The 15,401-nt window shown below is 68.4% G+C and carries 11 protein-coding genes; 5 read left to right on the plus strand and 6 right to left on the minus strand.

Features of this window, described 5'->3' with window-relative positions:
• Positions 1–54: 54 nt before the first annotated feature.
• The 6 genes from A3A5_RS0114480 to apbC all read right to left on the minus strand — a co-directional run bounded on the left by A3A5_RS0114480 (position 55) and on the right by apbC (position 5,685).
• Entirely contained in the window at positions 55–270 is a 216-nt protein-coding gene (locus tag A3A5_RS0114480) for a hypothetical protein (protein WP_018311282.1), read from the minus strand.
• Between the two features lie 198 nt (positions 271–468).
• Positions 469–1,101 (minus strand): molecular chaperone, encoded by a 633-nt coding sequence (locus tag A3A5_RS0114485; protein WP_018311283.1) that lies wholly within the window; start codon positions 1,099–1,101, stop codon positions 469–471.
• 38 nt (positions 1,102–1,139) lie between these two features.
• A complete protein-coding gene (locus A3A5_RS0114490; protein ID WP_018311284.1) occupies positions 1,140–3,314 on the minus strand; it encodes a 4Fe-4S binding protein in 2,175 nt (724 codons plus the stop codon).
• 101 nt (positions 3,315–3,415) lie between these two features.
• On the minus strand, positions 3,416–4,006 hold the full coding sequence (locus A3A5_RS0114495) for a DUF3306 domain-containing protein (protein WP_018311285.1): 591 nt from the start codon (positions 4,004–4,006) through the stop codon (positions 3,416–3,418).
• A 27-nt stretch (positions 4,007–4,033) separates the two neighbouring features.
• Complete coding sequence (locus A3A5_RS0114500) at positions 4,034–4,567, minus strand: DUF3305 domain-containing protein (RefSeq protein ID WP_018311286.1); 534 nt, start codon at positions 4,565–4,567, stop codon at positions 4,034–4,036.
• A 29-nt stretch (positions 4,568–4,596) separates the two neighbouring features.
• Complete coding sequence (gene apbC, locus A3A5_RS0114505; protein WP_018311287.1) at positions 4,597–5,685, minus strand: iron-sulfur cluster carrier protein ApbC; 1,089 nt, start codon at positions 5,683–5,685, stop codon at positions 4,597–4,599.
• A 296-nt stretch (positions 5,686–5,981) separates the two neighbouring features.
• On the opposite strand from apbC, the gene A3A5_RS0114510 reads away from it, so the two are divergent.
• The 5 genes from A3A5_RS0114510 (at position 5,982) to A3A5_RS0114535 (ending at position 15,348) form a co-directional block, all read left to right on the plus strand.
• The gene (locus tag A3A5_RS0114510) at positions 5,982–6,620 is read left to right on the plus strand and encodes an OmpA family protein (RefSeq protein ID WP_018311288.1); all 639 of its coding nucleotides are present in this window, start codon (positions 5,982–5,984) and stop codon (positions 6,618–6,620) included.
• 289 nt (positions 6,621–6,909) lie between these two features.
• Positions 6,910–8,979: a methionine--tRNA ligase gene (gene metG, locus A3A5_RS0114515; protein ID WP_018311289.1), complete on the plus strand. Its 2,070-nt coding sequence runs from the start codon at positions 6,910–6,912 to the stop codon at positions 8,977–8,979.
• 351 nt (positions 8,980–9,330) lie between these two features.
• Positions 9,331–12,657 (plus strand): carboxyl transferase domain-containing protein, encoded by a 3,327-nt coding sequence (locus A3A5_RS0114525; RefSeq protein ID WP_018311291.1) that lies wholly within the window; start codon positions 9,331–9,333, stop codon positions 12,655–12,657.
• A 46-nt stretch (positions 12,658–12,703) separates the two neighbouring features.
• On the plus strand, positions 12,704–14,437 hold the full coding sequence (locus A3A5_RS0114530; protein WP_018311292.1) for an AMP-binding protein: 1,734 nt from the start codon (positions 12,704–12,706) through the stop codon (positions 14,435–14,437).
• Positions 14,438–14,559: 122 nt separating this feature from the next.
• Positions 14,560–15,348 carry an IclR family transcriptional regulator gene (locus A3A5_RS0114535; protein ID WP_018311293.1) on the plus strand — a complete coding sequence of 263 codons (789 nt, stop codon included), beginning with the start codon at positions 14,560–14,562 and terminating at the stop codon, positions 15,346–15,348.
• Positions 15,349–15,401: the final 53 nt, after the last annotated feature.

Raw genomic sequence — 15,401 nt, forward strand, 5'->3', positions numbered from 1 at the left:
GACGCTGGTCGCGTCCGGTTGCAGGCGGCGCGGCAGACCACACCGCCCTGGCAGCTATACCAGCGTGGTCCGGTAGTACTTGCGGATGTGGTCAGAGACCCGGTAACCCTTGCTGTCCGACGGAGGATCGGTGGGTTCCAGCAGAGCTGCGGCCTGGCCCGGCATGGCCGGACCGCGCGCGGTCAGCGCTGCCGCACCCGTAGCGGCAGCCACAACTCCAGCGCCCGCGAGAAACGTGCGGCGCGCGACCCTGGTTTGCTTCTCTGTCATGTGGGGCTCCTCGGCTGTCAAAGCCCGATGGTTTTAGCCGTTATGCGTTGTTATGCATATTCTAGAATCAACTGGCAGGAAAGACCATGATATGCACGGGTTTTTCCCTACTTTCCAACCCATTTTCGTGTAAGTGGCTACCTTGGGCCCGCGGCGCTAAAGAAGCCTCGAAGCGCGCCGATGTTCAATGCCACTCGCTCAATGCATCTCGAGCGCCACGGCCTCCACGCCCGCAAACGCGCCCAGCAAGCCGGCCACGCCGCGATAGAAACGCGCCTGCGGGTGCGCCGTCACTGCATCGCACAATCGCTCCACCCAGGGCTGCAGGTGCTGCGCATAGAAGCGCTGCTGCTCGCCCGGGTTGGACACCGACAGGTCGTCGCCCGCCACCAGGAAGCGCATCACCTCGCACAGCGTGGCGATATGGTCCTCGGTTTCGCTGACATCTTCATGGCGCTCCAGGCCGTAGCGGGCCAGGTCTTCGCGCAGCGCCACCAGCGGGCGCTCGTTCAGGAAGCCAGTCATGTAGAAAGAGCCGTACAGGAACACATCCTGGCGGCCCACGCCCACGAACAGCTGCCGGTACTCCTCCTCGGCCTCCGCCGCGGTGGTCTCCGATGCTGCATCGCACAACGCGTTCCATGCCTTGCCGAGCACGGTGTTCGCGTCCTCGCCCACGGCGCGGTTGGCGGCGATGTGGTGCAGCAGCGTGGCGTCGGGCGCGTGGTAGAACAGCGTGGCGAGCAGGCCGTACAGGTCGGCGCGGGCGGTGTCTTCGGCATCGTCGGCGGGCGGGGCGGCGGTAAGCTGGATCGGCTGGAAATCTGTCATGTCGTGATGCTTTGTCCTGGGTGGCGTTGGCCGGCGTCTCAGCGCAGGGTAGCGCCGGTGATGGCGCCCGGATCGTGTTCCATCATGTCGACCACGCGGCAGTCGGGGCACATCTTGAGGCGTTCGGCCGCGGCGCCGGAGAAGGCCGGATGGCCGGCCAGGCGCACCAGCATGGACTCCACCATCTGCGCCGTGCCGAACGGCTTGGCGCAGCGGATGCAATGGAACGGCTGGGTCTCGTTGAGGGTCACCGGGCGGCGCGCCGCGTCGCCGGCCAGCAGGCGCGGCACCAGGCTGATGGCGTCTTCCGGGCAGGTCTTCTCGCACAGCCCGCACTGCACGCAGTTGCGCTCGATAAAGCTGAGCACCGGGCGCTCGGGGTTGTCGCGCAGCGCCTGCGACGGGCACGCGCCGACGCAGGCCATGCACATGGTGCACTTGCCCGTATCCACCGCGATCGCGCCGATCGGTGCGCCGGCCGGCAGCGGCACGCTTTGCGCGGGCACCGGCGCATGCCGCGCCAGATGGTCCAGCACAAAGTCCAGCATCTCGCGCTTGGCCGCGACGGGGCCGAACGGCGCCGGCGGCAGCGCCGGCAGCACGTCAGGGCCCGGGCGCAGCGCCGCCAGGCCGGCATCCAGCGCCGGGGTATCGGCGGCCTCGAGCAGCGACAGCACCTCGCCGTCATAGCCCAGGCCCGCCAGCATGGCGCGCCCGACCGCGATCTGCTCCAGCAGCGCGGTGCGGTACTGCGGTGCCTCGTCGCCGGTCAGCAGCACCGCTACGCGGCTGGCGCCCCAGCACAGCGCGGCGAGCCATAGCTCCAGCCCCGCCGAGGCCGGGTGGAACAGCGACAACGGCATCACATTGGCGGGCACGCCTTTGGCCTTGCCACCGCGGGCGGACCGGCCCAGTGCCAGCAGCACGGGCGTGCCGTATTCCTCGCCGTGCAGCAGCACCACCGGATCGCGCGCGCCGGCCTGGCGGTACGCCGACAGCAGCGTGCGCAGGCGCGCGCCCGTCACCTCCGGCCCCGGGTAGCCATAGCTGATGGCCCCGCTCGGGCAAACGGTGGTGCAGGCGCCGCAGCCCATGCACAGGTTGGGCGCGACCTCGATGCGTCCCTTGCCGTCATGCCAGCGCGAGCCGATGGCCTCGGTCGAGCAGATGTCGATGCAGGCGGTGCAGCCGGTGGTCTGGTTGCGGCCATGCGCGCACAGGTTTTCCTTGTAGCGGAAGAACCTGGGCTTCTCGAACTCGCCCACCAGGCCTGCCAGCATCAACGCCTGGGCCTGCTGGCGCGCGGCATCGGCGCCGGCGTGCAGGTAGCCCTGCGGCGGCTGGTGCATGGTGAAGGCGGGCGTGTCGCACAGGTCGAAGACCAGGTCGAAGCGTCCCTGCACAGTGCCCTGCGGGCGGTCGAAGTCGATCGCCGCGGCGGCGCCGCAGGCGCGCACGCAGTCGCGGTGCGAGCGGCAGCGCGACAGGTCGATCTGGTAGCTGAAGTCGATCGCATCCTCGGGACAGGCGTCGATGCAGGCGTTGCAGCGGGTGCACAGGTCCAGGTCGATCGGGTTGCTGCGGCCTGCGCCGGTCTCCCAGCTGGCTTCGAATGCGCCGAGCCAGCCCGTCAGCGAGGCCAGCCGGCCGCTGTGGACCGGATAGGCGCGGGCCGCCGGCTGGGCCGCGGTGCCTTCACGCTTGTCGCTGCCGGTCAGCAGCACCGTGACCTCCAGTTGCATCGCGGCCAGCCGCTCGGCCCACGGCAGCGCACGCTGGGCCGGGCCCAGCACCAGCACCGCGCCGTCGGAACGGTAATCCACCACCGGCACCGGGTCAGGTTCGGGCAGCGCGGCCACGGCCAGCAGCGCGGCGATCTTGGCATTGGCGGTCCTGGGGTCGCGCCGGGCGCCCTGTGACCAGCCGCCGGTCTCGCGGATATTGACGAAGCGCACCGGCGCGGTCACCACCGGGCGGCCATCGCTGCCCTGCGCGGCTTGCGCCGCGACTTCAGTAAATAGCTGGCGTTCCTGCGTGCAGGCGACGATGACGTCGTCGGTACCGTCGAGCGCGGCGGTGAAGTCGCCGATCTCTCGCCGGCACAGCAGGCGATGGACCTTCAAGGGGCCCTGGTTGGCGTCCTTGGTTGCTTCGGACAATGCCGCCCCGTCAAGCGGCATGGTGTCGTTGCAGTTGCAGATCAGCGTCGGCATGGCGAATGCGGCTGACCGGTCCGGACGTCCCTTCTTCGCGGGTGTCTGCGGGCCGGCGGATTGTGGGGATGCCTATTGTAGGCTGCGCTGCACCTGTGGGGCTACGCGCATTTATGCGGGTCTTGCGGGCCCTGTTCTGCGCTTTGACTTACCGTTTGCTGCGTCGTTTCGACTGGTGCGGGTATGTCCGTAGTGTTGGCGGCCTCGCCGGATTCGGCGAACTCGGCGGGCGCCGCCGGCGGTACATCCACAGGCCCCGCGGCGGCGGCCGCGGCCTGTGCCGCCGCGCGTTCCTCGTCGGTCGGCTCGAACAGGCCCAGCGTCTCGGCCTGGCGCAGCTGGCGCAGGATCTCCGGCGGGATCGGGTCGGGCTTGCTGTAGTCGCCGATATAGATGTCGAGCCCGTCCATGACATTGAAGTGCGGATCGGCGAACAGCGTCTTCAGTGCCGCGCGCTTGACCGACTCATCCACGCCGCGGGCCACAAACCGGGCGATCTCGTCGCCGGGACGCAGCGCCGCCACGTCCTCCAGCGTCGGCGCCGGTACCTGCGGCGCTTCGGGCGCGGCCCCGGTGGTCGCGGGGACGGCGTCGGCAACCACCGGTGGTGCCGGTTCGGCCGGCACGGGCATGCCCTCCCGCACCGCGGCCTTGCGGCGCGACCAGCGCGACAGGAAGGACGAATCGCTCATCGGCAGGGCAAGCTCAGGTTGTCAGGATCAGTAGCGGGCGCGGTCTTCCGGCGCCTTGAAGGATTCGGGCCGGCGCCGCTGCTTGGGCTCGGGCCGGTAGTGCTCGTCGACATAGGCCTGCAGCCACTCGCGCTGCTCGGGCGCCAGCGGCACGTTCTCGACGGTCTCGCCGGCATCGAGCCAGCGGCCGGCCTCGTTGTACGACAGCGTGACGGTCATCGGCACCGGATGGGCGTCTTCGCCATCGCCGTCATCCTCTGGCATGCGCCACAGCACGAACCAGCACGGCGTGGCCGAGGTCAGGTTCAGGTAATAGCCTTCGCCCTGGTCGCGGAACAGCGTCACCTCGAAACCCGGGTAGAGCCAGTGCGCGCCGTGGGCGTCGTGCTCCAGGCACACGGCCTGTGTGCCGAACTCGCCAAGGTCCGGCAGCACCGCGTCCAGTTCCCACTTCCATGGCTGCCAGCGGTTGGCCAGCGCGACCTTGCGCATCACCACCGCCATGGTGACGGCGGGGCGGGCTCCGGGTGCCGGCAGGTCGGGGGTGGGCTGGCTTTCCATGGTTGCTGCGCGCGGCGCGCCGCGCGCCCTCAGGTGTTTTGCACCACGATACTCGGAAACTTGCTGGTCATGTCGCGCGCCTTGTCGGCGACCTTGATCGCCACCTTGCGCGCAATGGCGCGGTACGTCTCGGCCACCGGGCTGTCGGGCTCGGCCACCACGGTCGGACGGCCGGAGTCGGCCTGCTCGCGGATCTGCAGGTTCAGCGGCAGGCTGCCGAGCAGGTCCACGCCGTAGTCGGCGCACATTTTCTCGCCGCCGCCCTGGCCGAAGATATGCTCGACATGGCCGCAGTTCGGGCAGCAGTAAACCGCCATGTTCTCGACGATGCCCAGGATGGGAATGCCCACCTTCTCGAACATCTTGAGGCCCTTCTTGGCGTCCAGCAGGGCAATATCCTGCGGCGTGGTGACGATCACCGCGCCGGTGACCGGCACCTTCTGCGACAGCGTCAGCTGGACGTCGCCGGTGCCCGGCGGCATGTCGACGATCAGGTAGTCCAGGTCGCGCCAGTTGGTCTGGCGCAGCAGCTGCTCCAGCGCCGAGGTGACCATCGGGCCGCGCCATACCATCGGGTTGTCCTGCTCGATCAGGAAGCCGATCGAGTTGGCCTGCAGGCCATGCCCTTCCAGCGGCTCCATGGTCTGGCCGTCGGCGGATTCCGGGCGGCCGTCGATGCCCAGCATCATCGGCAGGCTCGGGCCATAGATGTCTGCGTCGAGCATGCCGACGCGCGCGCCTTCGGCCGCCAGCGCCAGCGCCAGGTTCACGGCCGTGGTGGACTTGCCCACCCCGCCCTTGCCCGACGCCACCGCGATCACGTTCTTCACGCCCGGCAGCAGCTTGACCCCGCGCTGCACCGCGTGCGCGACGATCTTCATGGTCACGGCCACGCTGACATTGCTCACGCCCGGCACCTGCCGCACTGCAGCAACCACCAGTTTGCGGATCGGATCAAACTGGCTCTTCGCGGGGTAGCCGAGTTCGACTTCCAGCGATACATCGCCGCCGTCGACCCGGATATTCCTGGCCGAGCGGGTGGACACCAGGTCCTTGCCGGTATTGGGGTCGATGACGGTGCGCAGGGCTTCGGTGACCTGCTCAGTGCTGACGCTCAAGACAAACTCCGCTTCGATGATTGGGGGACTGGCGCATGGTGGCCTGCGCCTAATGTATCAAAGTATGCAGCACTGGCTATGAAGGCCGGAACTCCGCGCGCAATACCCTGCATGGGGTGTGGGATTACAGACATTTACAAATCTCACAAGCTTGCACTTGTGCGCGCACCGCCATATCCATATTGTAGTGCGGTTGGACGGCCCGACGCGTACAAAGGGTTACCTGCCGCTAGCCTTGGCGTTACCATCGCGATGCGGTACCAAGAACATTTTCGGGAACATCAGAAGGAGAAAGCATGAAGATAAAGCTCGTTACTGTCTCGCTCGCCGCTGCCACGCTGTTGGCCGCAGGTTGCGCCACTGAACAGCAGACCCATACGGCAGTCGGCACCGGCGTGGGCGCCGCGGTCGGCGCCGGGCTTGGCAACCTGATCGGCGGCAATACCACCGGCACGCTGGTGGGCGCGGCGGTGGGCGGTGCCGTCGGCGGCGCCACCGGCTACAACTGGAACGCCATCCGCGGCAAGCTGAACAAGGACACCGCGGGCACGGGCACCCAGATCTCCGAGCAGCCGGACGGCACGCTGAAGGTGAACATCCCCAGCCAGGTCACTTTCGATACCGACAGCGCCACGATCAAGCCGTCGTTCCGCTCGGTGCTAGACCAGGTCGCGCAGACCCTGGGCCAGCACCAGGACGTGAGCGCCAACGTGGTGGGGCATACCGACAGCACCGGCAACCCCAACTACAACATGCAGCTGTCGCAGCGCCGCGCCCAGAGCGTGGCTGGTTACCTGGGTGATCGCGGCGTCGCACGCAACCGCCTGAGCGCCGAAGGGCGCGGGCAATCCCAGCCGATTGCGGACAACGGCAGTGAGGCCGGACGGGCACAAAATCGCCGCGTCGAAATATTTTTGAAACCAATTCAAGGATGAGCTAGTCATAGAAACAGGTGCCGCTTGCCACCGTTGCTGGCTCGCGATGGGTGGCTGACCTCCCGGGCGGTACCTGATTTCTCCTCCTTTTCCGTTGTGGAAAGCTGCGCCGGCTCTGACCGGCGCTTTTTTTTGCCCGAACGGATCCGTGGGTTCCCCATTCCGCGATGCGGAACCGGCGCGCAGGTGCTGGCCAGTTGCTAAAATAGCCGCTTCCCGGCACGCGCCCTTCCCTCCTGGCTGGCGCCGTCCCCCCTGATATTTCCCCGCTCCTGACCGGCTCCTGTTTATGACCGCACGTCGCATCCTCGTCACATCCGCCCTGCCTTATGCCAACGGCCAGATCCATATCGGCCACCTGGTGGAATACATCCAGACCGATATCTGGGTGCGTTTCCAGCGCATGATGGGCAACGAGGTCTACTACGTCGGCGCTGACGACACCCATGGCACGCCGGTCATGCTGCGCGCCGAGAAGGAAGGCATCACGCCCAAGGAACTGATCGACCGCGTCTGGACCGAGCACAAGCGCGACTTCGACAGCTTCCTGGTGTCGTTCGACAACTACTACAGCACCGACGCGGAAGAAAACCGCGAGCTGTGCGAGAAGATCTACCTGGCGCTGAAGGCCGAGGACCTGATCGCCGAGCGCGAGGTCGAGCAGTTCTTCGACCCGGTCAAGAACATGTTCCTGCCGGACCGCTTCATCAAGGGCGAGTGCCCGAAGTGCGGCGCCAAGGACCAGTACGGCGATTCCTGCGAGGTATGCGGCACCACCTATGTGCCGACCGACCTGAAGAACCCGTATTCGGTGGTGTCCGGCGCGACCCCGGTGCGCAAGTCGTCGGCCCACTACTTCTTCAGGCTGTCCGATCCGCGCTGCGAGACCTTCCTGCGCGAATGGGTGGCCGACCTGGCCCAGCCCGAAGCCGCCAACAAGATGCAGGAATGGCTGGGCGCCGAGGGCGAGACCTCGACCCTGTCCGACTGGGACATCTCGCGCGATGCGCCCTACTTCGGCTTTGAGATCCCCGGCGCGCCCGGCAAGTATTTCTACGTGTGGCTGGACGCCCCGATCGGCTACTACGCCAGCTTCCAGAACCTGGCCGCGAAGAAGGGCATCGACTTCGACGCCTGGGTCGGCCCGCATTCCACCGCCGAGCAGTACCACTTCATCGGCAAGGACATCCTGTACTTCCACACGCTGTTCTGGCCGGCGATGCTGCGCTTCTCGGGCTACCGCACCCCGACCAACGTGTTCGCCCACGGCTTCCTGACCGTGGACGGCGCCAAGATGAGCAAGTCGCGCGGCACCTTCATCACCGCGCAGAGCTATATCGACACCGGCATGAACCCGGAATGGCTGCGCTATTACTTCGCCGCCAAGCTCAACGCGAGCATGGAAGACCTCGACCTGAACCTCGATGACTTCATCGCGCGCGTGAACAGCGACCTGATCGGCAAGTACGTCAATATCGCCAGCCGCGCCGCGGGCTTCCTGGTCAAGCGCTTCGAAGGCAAGGTCGACGAGGCCGCGCTGGCCCATCCGCTGCTCGAGCAGCTGCGCCAGGCCGCACCGCAGGTCGCCCACTTCTATGAAGGCCGCGAGTACAGCAAGGCGCTGCGCCTGGTGATGGAACTGACCGCCACGGTCAACGCCTTCGTCGACACCGAGAAGCCGTGGGAGCTGGCCAAGGACGACAGCAAGCGCGTGGCGCTGCACGCGGCCTGCTCGGTCTCGCTGGAAGCGTTCCGCCTGTTGACGGTCTACCTGAAGCCGGTGGTGCCGAACATGGCCGCGGGCGTCGAGCGTTTCCTCAATGTCGAGCCGCTGGACTGGCGCGCCATCGACAAGCAACTGTCGGCCGCCAGCCCGGTGCAGGCCTACCAGCACCTGATGACGCGGGTCGATGCCAAGCAGGTCGACGCGCTGCTGGCCGCCAACCGCGATTCGCTGCAAGCGACTGCAGTGCCGGCGGCCTCGGAGACCTCAGCAGCCTCGATCGAGCCGATCGCCGACACCATCACCATCGACGATTTCGCCAAGATCGACCTGCGCGTCGCGAAGATTGTCGAATGCCAGAAGGTGGAAGGTTCGAACAAGCTGCTGCAGCTGACGCTGGACCTGGGCGAAGGCCGCACCCGCAACGTGTTCTCCGGCATCCAGTCGGCCTACACGCCGGAGCAGCTGGTCGGCAAGCTGACCGTGGTGGTGGCCAACCTGGCCCCGCGCAAGATGAAGTTCGGCGTGTCCGAAGGCATGGTGCTGGCGGCATCGGCCGCGGATGAGAAGGCCGCGCCGGGCCTGTATATCCTGGAACCGCACAGCGGCGCGGTGCCGGGCATGCGCATCGGCTGAAGTTTCTCGTCGCGCCCCCTCTCCCGCCTCGGGAGAGGGCAGCAAACCCGCGGTGACGCAATGCTCCGCGGCTCCTGTCAGTAGTAGCGATCCACGGCCAGCCAGGCATCCTGATCCGCCCGCCACACCGCCCGAAATTCTGCAATGCAGAACAAGACGGGCAGCACCTCCCCTTCCCCTCGCTCCCGCGCTATGCACGCGCGGCATGTCATACATGGTTCCGGCGCATCGCGCTTGTGACCCCTGGACGAGCCGCGTAGATTCCACCTCGCAGAATCACAAACCACAGAAACAGAAGCCGGCCATGCAACCCTGGTTGCGCGAAGCCGCTTCGCACGGAAGGGGACATTTGTGAAGAAGCTCCTGATCGCCAATCGTGGCGAGATCGCGCTGCGCGTGCAGCGCGCCGCACGAGACCTTGGCATCGCCACCGTGGCCGTCTATGCCACCGACGACGATGCCAGCCGGCACCGCCTGCTGGCCGACGAAGCTGTCGCGCTGCAGGGCCAGGGGGCCGCCGCCTATCTGGACATCCCCGCCATCATCAGCGCAGCGCGCGCCACCGGCTGCGACGCCGTCCACCCTGGCTATGGCTTTCTCAGCGAGCGCGCCGACTTTGCCAGCGCCTGTGCCGCTGCCGGGATCGTCTTTGTCGGCCCCGAGCCCGAGCAACTGGCCCTGTTCGGCGACAAGGGCCGCGCGCTGGCGCTGGCCGCACGCTGCGGCGTACCGGTGATGCCAGCCACCGCGGGCGGCGCCACGCTCGATGCGGTGACCGCCTTCTTCGACGAGCAGGACGGCGCCGGCGTGGTGCTCAAGGCGGTGGGCGGCGGCGGCGGGCGCGGCATGCGCGTGGTGCGCGAGCGCGACACCCTGCCCGAAGCCTATGTGCGCTGCCGCTCCGAGGCGCGCTCGGCCTTCGGCATCGATGCCATCTACGCCGAGCGGCTGGTGGCCCGCGCGCGCCATATTGAAGTGCAGATCGCCGGCGACGGCCACCACGTGATCGCACTGGGCGAGCGTGACTGCACGCTGCAGCGCCGTTTCCAGAAAGTGGTCGAGATCGCGCCCAGCCCGGCGCTGGATCCGGCGCTGCGCCAGCGCATTGTCGATGCCGCCTGCACGCTGGCGCGCGAAGCGCGCTACCGCAGCCTGGGCACGTTTGAATTCCTGGTCGAAGAGCCCGAGAACAGCGCGCGCCGCGATGGCGCGGCCTTGCCCTTTGTCTTTATCGAAGCCAACCCGCGCCTGCAGGTCGAACACACTGTCACCGAGCAGGTCACCGGCGTGGACCTGGTGGCCGTGCAGCTGGGGCTGGCCGAAGGCCGGCGTCTGGCAGAACTGGGGCTGGACCCGCAACACCCGCCGCGCGTGCGCGGCTATGCCATCCAGGTGCGCGTGAATGCCGAGGCCACCGATGCGCAAGGGCTGGCACGGCCGGCACAAGGGCGGCTGGAGCGTTTTGATCCGCCCACCGGGCCGGACGTGCGCGTCGACACCCACGGCTATACCGGCTATGCACCGTCCGCGCATTACGACACGCTGCTGGCCAAGCTGATCGTCACCTCCGCCAGCGACAACTTCGCTGACGCGGTGCGGCGCCTGCAGCGCGCGCTGGCGGAATTCAATATCGGCGGCATCGCCACCAACCTCGACCTGCTGCGGGCGCTGGCCGAGCGCGAGGACTTTGCCAGCCAGCACGTGCATACGCGCTATGTCGAAGCGGCCCTGCCCGGACTGCTGGAACGCGCCGCGCAGATTGCCGCGCATGACGCAGCGCGGCAGGCCCTGGCGGGCGGCAGCGCCCACAACGTGGCGGCGCCCGCCAGCACGGCCAGCTTCGAGGAACTGCTGGGCGAAGGCCTGTGCGCGGTGCGCGCGCCGATGAACGGACGCGTGATCGAGCTGGCGCGCGAGAACGACCTGGTCAAGGCCGGCCAGGCCGTGGCCGTGCTCGATGCCATGAAGGTGGAGCACGCCATCGTGGCCGAGCGCGCCGGCCGCGTGATCGACCTGCGCGCCGCTTGCGGCGAGCAAGTCGCCGAGGGCCAGGTCATGCTGGTGCTGGAGCCGGCCGACGCCGGCGCACATGCCGCCGGCAAAGCCGAGCACGCCGACCCGGCCGCGATCCGCGCCGACCTGCAGCGCGTGCTCGACCGCCATGCCTTCCTGTACGACGCGGCCCGCCCCGAAGCCGTGGCACGCCGCCATGCGCGCGGCCAGCGCACCGCGCGCGAGAACGTCGACGACCTGTGCGATGCCGGCAGCTTCCGCGAGTACGGCGGCCTGGCGCTGGCGGCACAGGCCAGCCGGCGCAGCGAGGCCGACCTGATCGCCAACACCCCTGCCGACGGCCTGATCACCGGCACCGGCGCCGTCAACGGCAGCCTGTTCGCACCGGAGCGCGCGCGCTGCGCGGTGCTGGCCTACGACGCCACCGTGCTGGCCGGCACCCAGGGCAAGCGCAACCATATCAAGACCGACCGCATCCTGGAGGTGGCCCTGCAGAACCGGCTGCCGACGGTGATCTTTGCCGAAGGCGGCGGTGGCCGCCCGGGCGACATCGACTTCCCCACCGTGGCCGGCCTGTACCAGCCGTCGTTCGCCGCCTTCGCTGAGCTGAGCGGTGAAGTGCCGGTGGTGGGCATCGCCTCCGGGCGCTGCTTTGCGGGCAATGCCGCGCTGCTGGGCTGTTGCGACCTGATCATCGCCACGCGCAACGCCAATATCGGCATGGCCGGCCCGGCCATGATCGAAGGCGGCGGCCTGGGTGTGTTCCGGCCCGAGGATATCGGCCCGGCCACGGTGCAGTACCACAACGGCGTGGTTGACCTGCTGGTCGACGATGAGGCCGACGCCGTGGCCGCGGCCAGGCATTACCTGTCGATGTTCCAGGGCCCCGTCGACGACTGGCAGGCGCCTGACGCCCTGACGCTGCGCCAGGTCGTGCCAGAGAACCGCCTGCGCGTCTACGACACGCGCGCCGCCATCGCCGGCCTGGCCGACGCCGGCAGCGTGCTGGAACTGCGCGCAGGCTTCGGCACCGGCATCCACACCGCGCTGGCGCGCATCGAAGGCCGGCCCGTGGGCATTCTCGCCAACAACCCGCGCCACCTTGGCGGCGCCATCGATGCCGATGCCGCCGACAAGGCCGCGCGCTTCATGCAGGTGTGCAATGCGCACGGGCTGCCGATCGTATCGCTGATCGACACCCCGGGCTTCATGGTGGGCCCGGAGGTCGAGGCCCGCGCCCAGGTGCGCCATGTGTCGCGCATGTTCGTCGCCGGCGCCAAGCTGCGCGTGCCGTTCCTGGCGGTGGTGCTGCGCAAGGGCTACGGCCTGGGCGCGATGGCGATGGCCGCGGGCGGCTTCCGCGCGCCGACCTTCACGGTCTCGTGGCCCACCGGCGAATTCGGCGGCATGGGCCTGGAGGGCGCGGTGCGGCTGGGCTTCCGCAAGGAACTGGAAGCCCTGCCGGCCGGGCCCCAGCGCGATGCGCTGTACCAGCAGCTGGTGGCGCAGATGTACGAGCGCGGCCATGCCATCAACGCCGCGGCGGCGCTGGAGCTGGACGCCGTGATCGACCCCGCCGCGACCCGCCAGTGGGTGGTCAGCGGGCTCGAGGCTGGCGCCGCCAATCCCCAGCGTCCGATGCGCACCTTCGTCGACGCCTGGTAGGCACGGCGGCGGACAGAACCAGAGCGACAGCAAGAGGAGACAGCAGATGAACGAACAGGCGTTCTTCGAGGACCTGGAAGCCCGGCATCGCAGGATCTGGCCCGCCGGCCTGCCCGACGCACCGGTCTACCCCCATGGCGAGGCCCCGCTGGGCGACTACCTGCGCGCGTGGGCACGCAAGCGTCCGGACCATGCCGCGCTGGTCTGGTACGGCACCACCGTGACCTACGCCGAGCTCGACGACCTGTCCGAGCGCTGCGCCGCGCTGCTCAAGGGCAGCGGCGTCGGCGCGGGCGACCGGGTGGCGGTGATGATGGGCAACTGCCCGCAGTTCCACGTGGTCTTCTACGGCATCCTGAAGCTGGGCGCAGTGTATGTGCCGGTCAACCCGCTCTTCAAGGAGCAGGAGCTGGTCTATGAGCTGAACGATGCCGGCGCCACCACCGTCATCGTGCAGGACCAGCTGGCGCCGCTGCTGATGTCGGTGCGCGCGCAGACCCGGCTGCACACCGTGTACACCACCAGTGCCGGCGCGATGCTGCCGGCACTGCCCACCCTGCCGCTGCCAGCCGGCCTGGAAGCGCCTGCGCTGGCAGTGGAAGGCACCGTCGACCTGCTGCAGGCGCTGCGCGACACCGAACCGGTCGTACTGCCCCCGGTCGACATGGATGCGCTGGCCGCACTGAACTACACCGGCGGCACCACCGGCCTGCCCAAGGGCTGCATGCACACGCAGCGCGACATGGTCTACACCGCGGCGGCTTCCTACGCGCTCACCGGCGGTGTCGATGCGCAACGGCTGGCCGAAGGCTCCGACGACGTGATGCTGAACTTCCTGCCGATGTTCTGGATCGCGGGCGAGAACCTCGGGCTGATCTACCCGATCTTCAGCGGCGCGACCGTGGTGCTGCTGGCGCGCTGGGATCCGGTGGCGGTGATGGCCGCAATCGGGCGCTATCGCGTCAACCGCACCTTCGTGGTGGTCGACAACGCGGTCGAGCTGATGAACCACCCCGATTGCGGCCGCTACGACCTGCGCTCGCTCCAGCATACGCGCGCGGCCTCGTTCATCCGCAAGATCACGCCTGATATCCGCGAGCGCTGGCACGCGCTGACCGGCAGCATCATTGCCGAGGGCGCATGGGGCATGACCGAAACCCATACCAGCGACACCTTCACCACCGGCATGCAGGATGATGACATGGACCTGCGCGGCCGCCCGGTCTTTGTCGGGCTGCCGGTGCCAGGCACGCGCATCAAGATCTGCGACTTCGACACCGGCGCGGTGCTGCCGGTCGGCGAGGAAGGCGAGATCGTGGTCAGCACGCCATCGCTGTTCAAGGGCTACTGGGGCCGCCCCGGCGTGGATGCCGAGGTGTTCCGCGACGGCTGGTTCCGCACCGGCGATATCGGTGCCTATGACGAGGCGGGCTACCTGCATTTCCTGGGACGGCGCAAGGAGATGCTCAAGGTGCGCGGCATGAGCGTGTTCCCGTCCGAGCTGGAGGTGCTGCTGTCGCGCCATCCGGCGGTGCTGGGCTCGGCCGTGGTGGGCCGCCCCGACCCGGACAAGGGCCAGGTCCCGGTGGCCTTTATCCGCCTGCGCCCCGAGCACGCCGACGGCATCACTGCCGACACGCTGCATGCATGGTGCCGCGAGCAGATGGCGGTCTACAAGGTGCCCGAGATCCGCATCTTGCGCGAGTTCCCGCTGACCGCCACCGGCAAGGTGCGCAAGGTCGAGCTGCAGGCCTTGCTGGATACCGAGGCCGGCGGCTGAACGGGGATCGCTGCCGGGTAGTACCGCCGTACCGGACGAGGACGCCGCGCGCGCGTCCCGCACGCCTGCGCGTCGAGCAAGCGCGGCCGGCGTGCAACGGCACAACGAGGGAGCCATCGGCCATGCAGGATCGATCCACCGGCACCATCAAGGAAGACCGCCACTTCGTCACCGCGCTGGCGCGCGGGCTGGAAGTGCTGGCCTGCTTTCGCACCAGCGACCGCGTGCTGGGCAACCAGGAGATCGCCCGGCGCTGCGGGCTGCCCAAGTCGACCGTATCGCGCCTGACCTCCACCCTGACGCGGCTGGGCTACCTGGCGCAGGCCGAAGGCAGCCACAAGTACAGCCTGGGCACGGCCTGCCTGCGGCTGGGCAGCGCCATGCTGTCGCGGCTGGACATCCGCAAGGTGGCGCGACCGCTGATGCAGGAGCTGGCGGATTTTTCCGGCGGCACGGTGTCGCTGGGCACGCGCGACCGGTTCTCGATGATCTATGTCGAGCACTGCCGCAGCTGCGCCGCGATTGCGCTGACGCTCGATACCGGCTCGCGCATTCCCGTCGCCACCTCGGCCATCGGCCGCGCCTGGCTGGCGGTGGTGCCGCAGGAACAGCGGCAGGCCTTCATGGAACAGGTGCGCGACGTCGACGACATGGCGTGGCCGCGCCTGCGCCAGGGCATCGAACAGGGCCTGGCGGACCACCTCAGCCTGGGCGTGACCTGCTCCATGGGCGACTGGCAGCCGGACGTCAACGGCATTGCGCGCGGCTTCGAGCCCGGCCATGGCATGCCGCCCATGGCCATCAACGTGGGCGGGCCGTCATTCCGGCTGTCCCCGTCATTCCTGCTCGACGAAGTGCGCCCGCGCCTGCTGGAGGTGGTTCGCCAGCTGGAAGGCAGCTTTGCGCGCTGAGCGCATCCGTGGTTCACACCAACAGCGCCGCCCCCCAGACGGCGCAACAGGAG

The organism is Cupriavidus sp. UYPR2.512 (genome assembly GCF_000379565.1).
Lineage (GTDB): Bacteria > Pseudomonadota > Gammaproteobacteria > Burkholderiales > Burkholderiaceae > Cupriavidus.

What these genes read in the sequence shown, in the direction of transcription:
- A3A5_RS0114535 (WP_018311293.1), top strand. Translation starts at nt 14,560, where the DNA reads ATGCAGGATCGATCCACCGGCACCATCAAGGAAGACCGCCACTTCGTC.
- A3A5_RS0114495 (WP_018311285.1), bottom strand. Translation starts at nt 4,006, where the DNA reads ATGAGCGATTCGTCCTTCCTGTCGCGCTGGTCGCGCCGCAAGGCCGCG.
- A3A5_RS0114500 (WP_018311286.1), bottom strand. Translation starts at nt 4,567, where the DNA reads ATGGAAAGCCAGCCCACCCCCGACCTGCCGGCACCCGGAGCCCGCCCC.
- A3A5_RS0114510 (WP_018311288.1), top strand. Translation starts at nt 5,982, where the DNA reads ATGAAGATAAAGCTCGTTACTGTCTCGCTCGCCGCTGCCACGCTGTTG.
- metG (WP_018311289.1), top strand. Translation starts at nt 6,910, where the DNA reads ATGACCGCACGTCGCATCCTCGTCACATCCGCCCTGCCTTATGCCAAC.
- A3A5_RS0114485 (WP_018311283.1), bottom strand. Translation starts at nt 1,101, where the DNA reads ATGACAGATTTCCAGCCGATCCAGCTTACCGCCGCCCCGCCCGCCGAC.
- A3A5_RS0114530 (WP_018311292.1), top strand. Translation starts at nt 12,704, where the DNA reads ATGAACGAACAGGCGTTCTTCGAGGACCTGGAAGCCCGGCATCGCAGG.
- A3A5_RS0114480 (WP_018311282.1), bottom strand. Translation starts at nt 270, where the DNA reads ATGACAGAGAAGCAAACCAGGGTCGCGCGCCGCACGTTTCTCGCGGGC.
- A3A5_RS0114490 (WP_018311284.1), bottom strand. Translation starts at nt 3,314, where the DNA reads ATGCCGACGCTGATCTGCAACTGCAACGACACCATGCCGCTTGACGGG.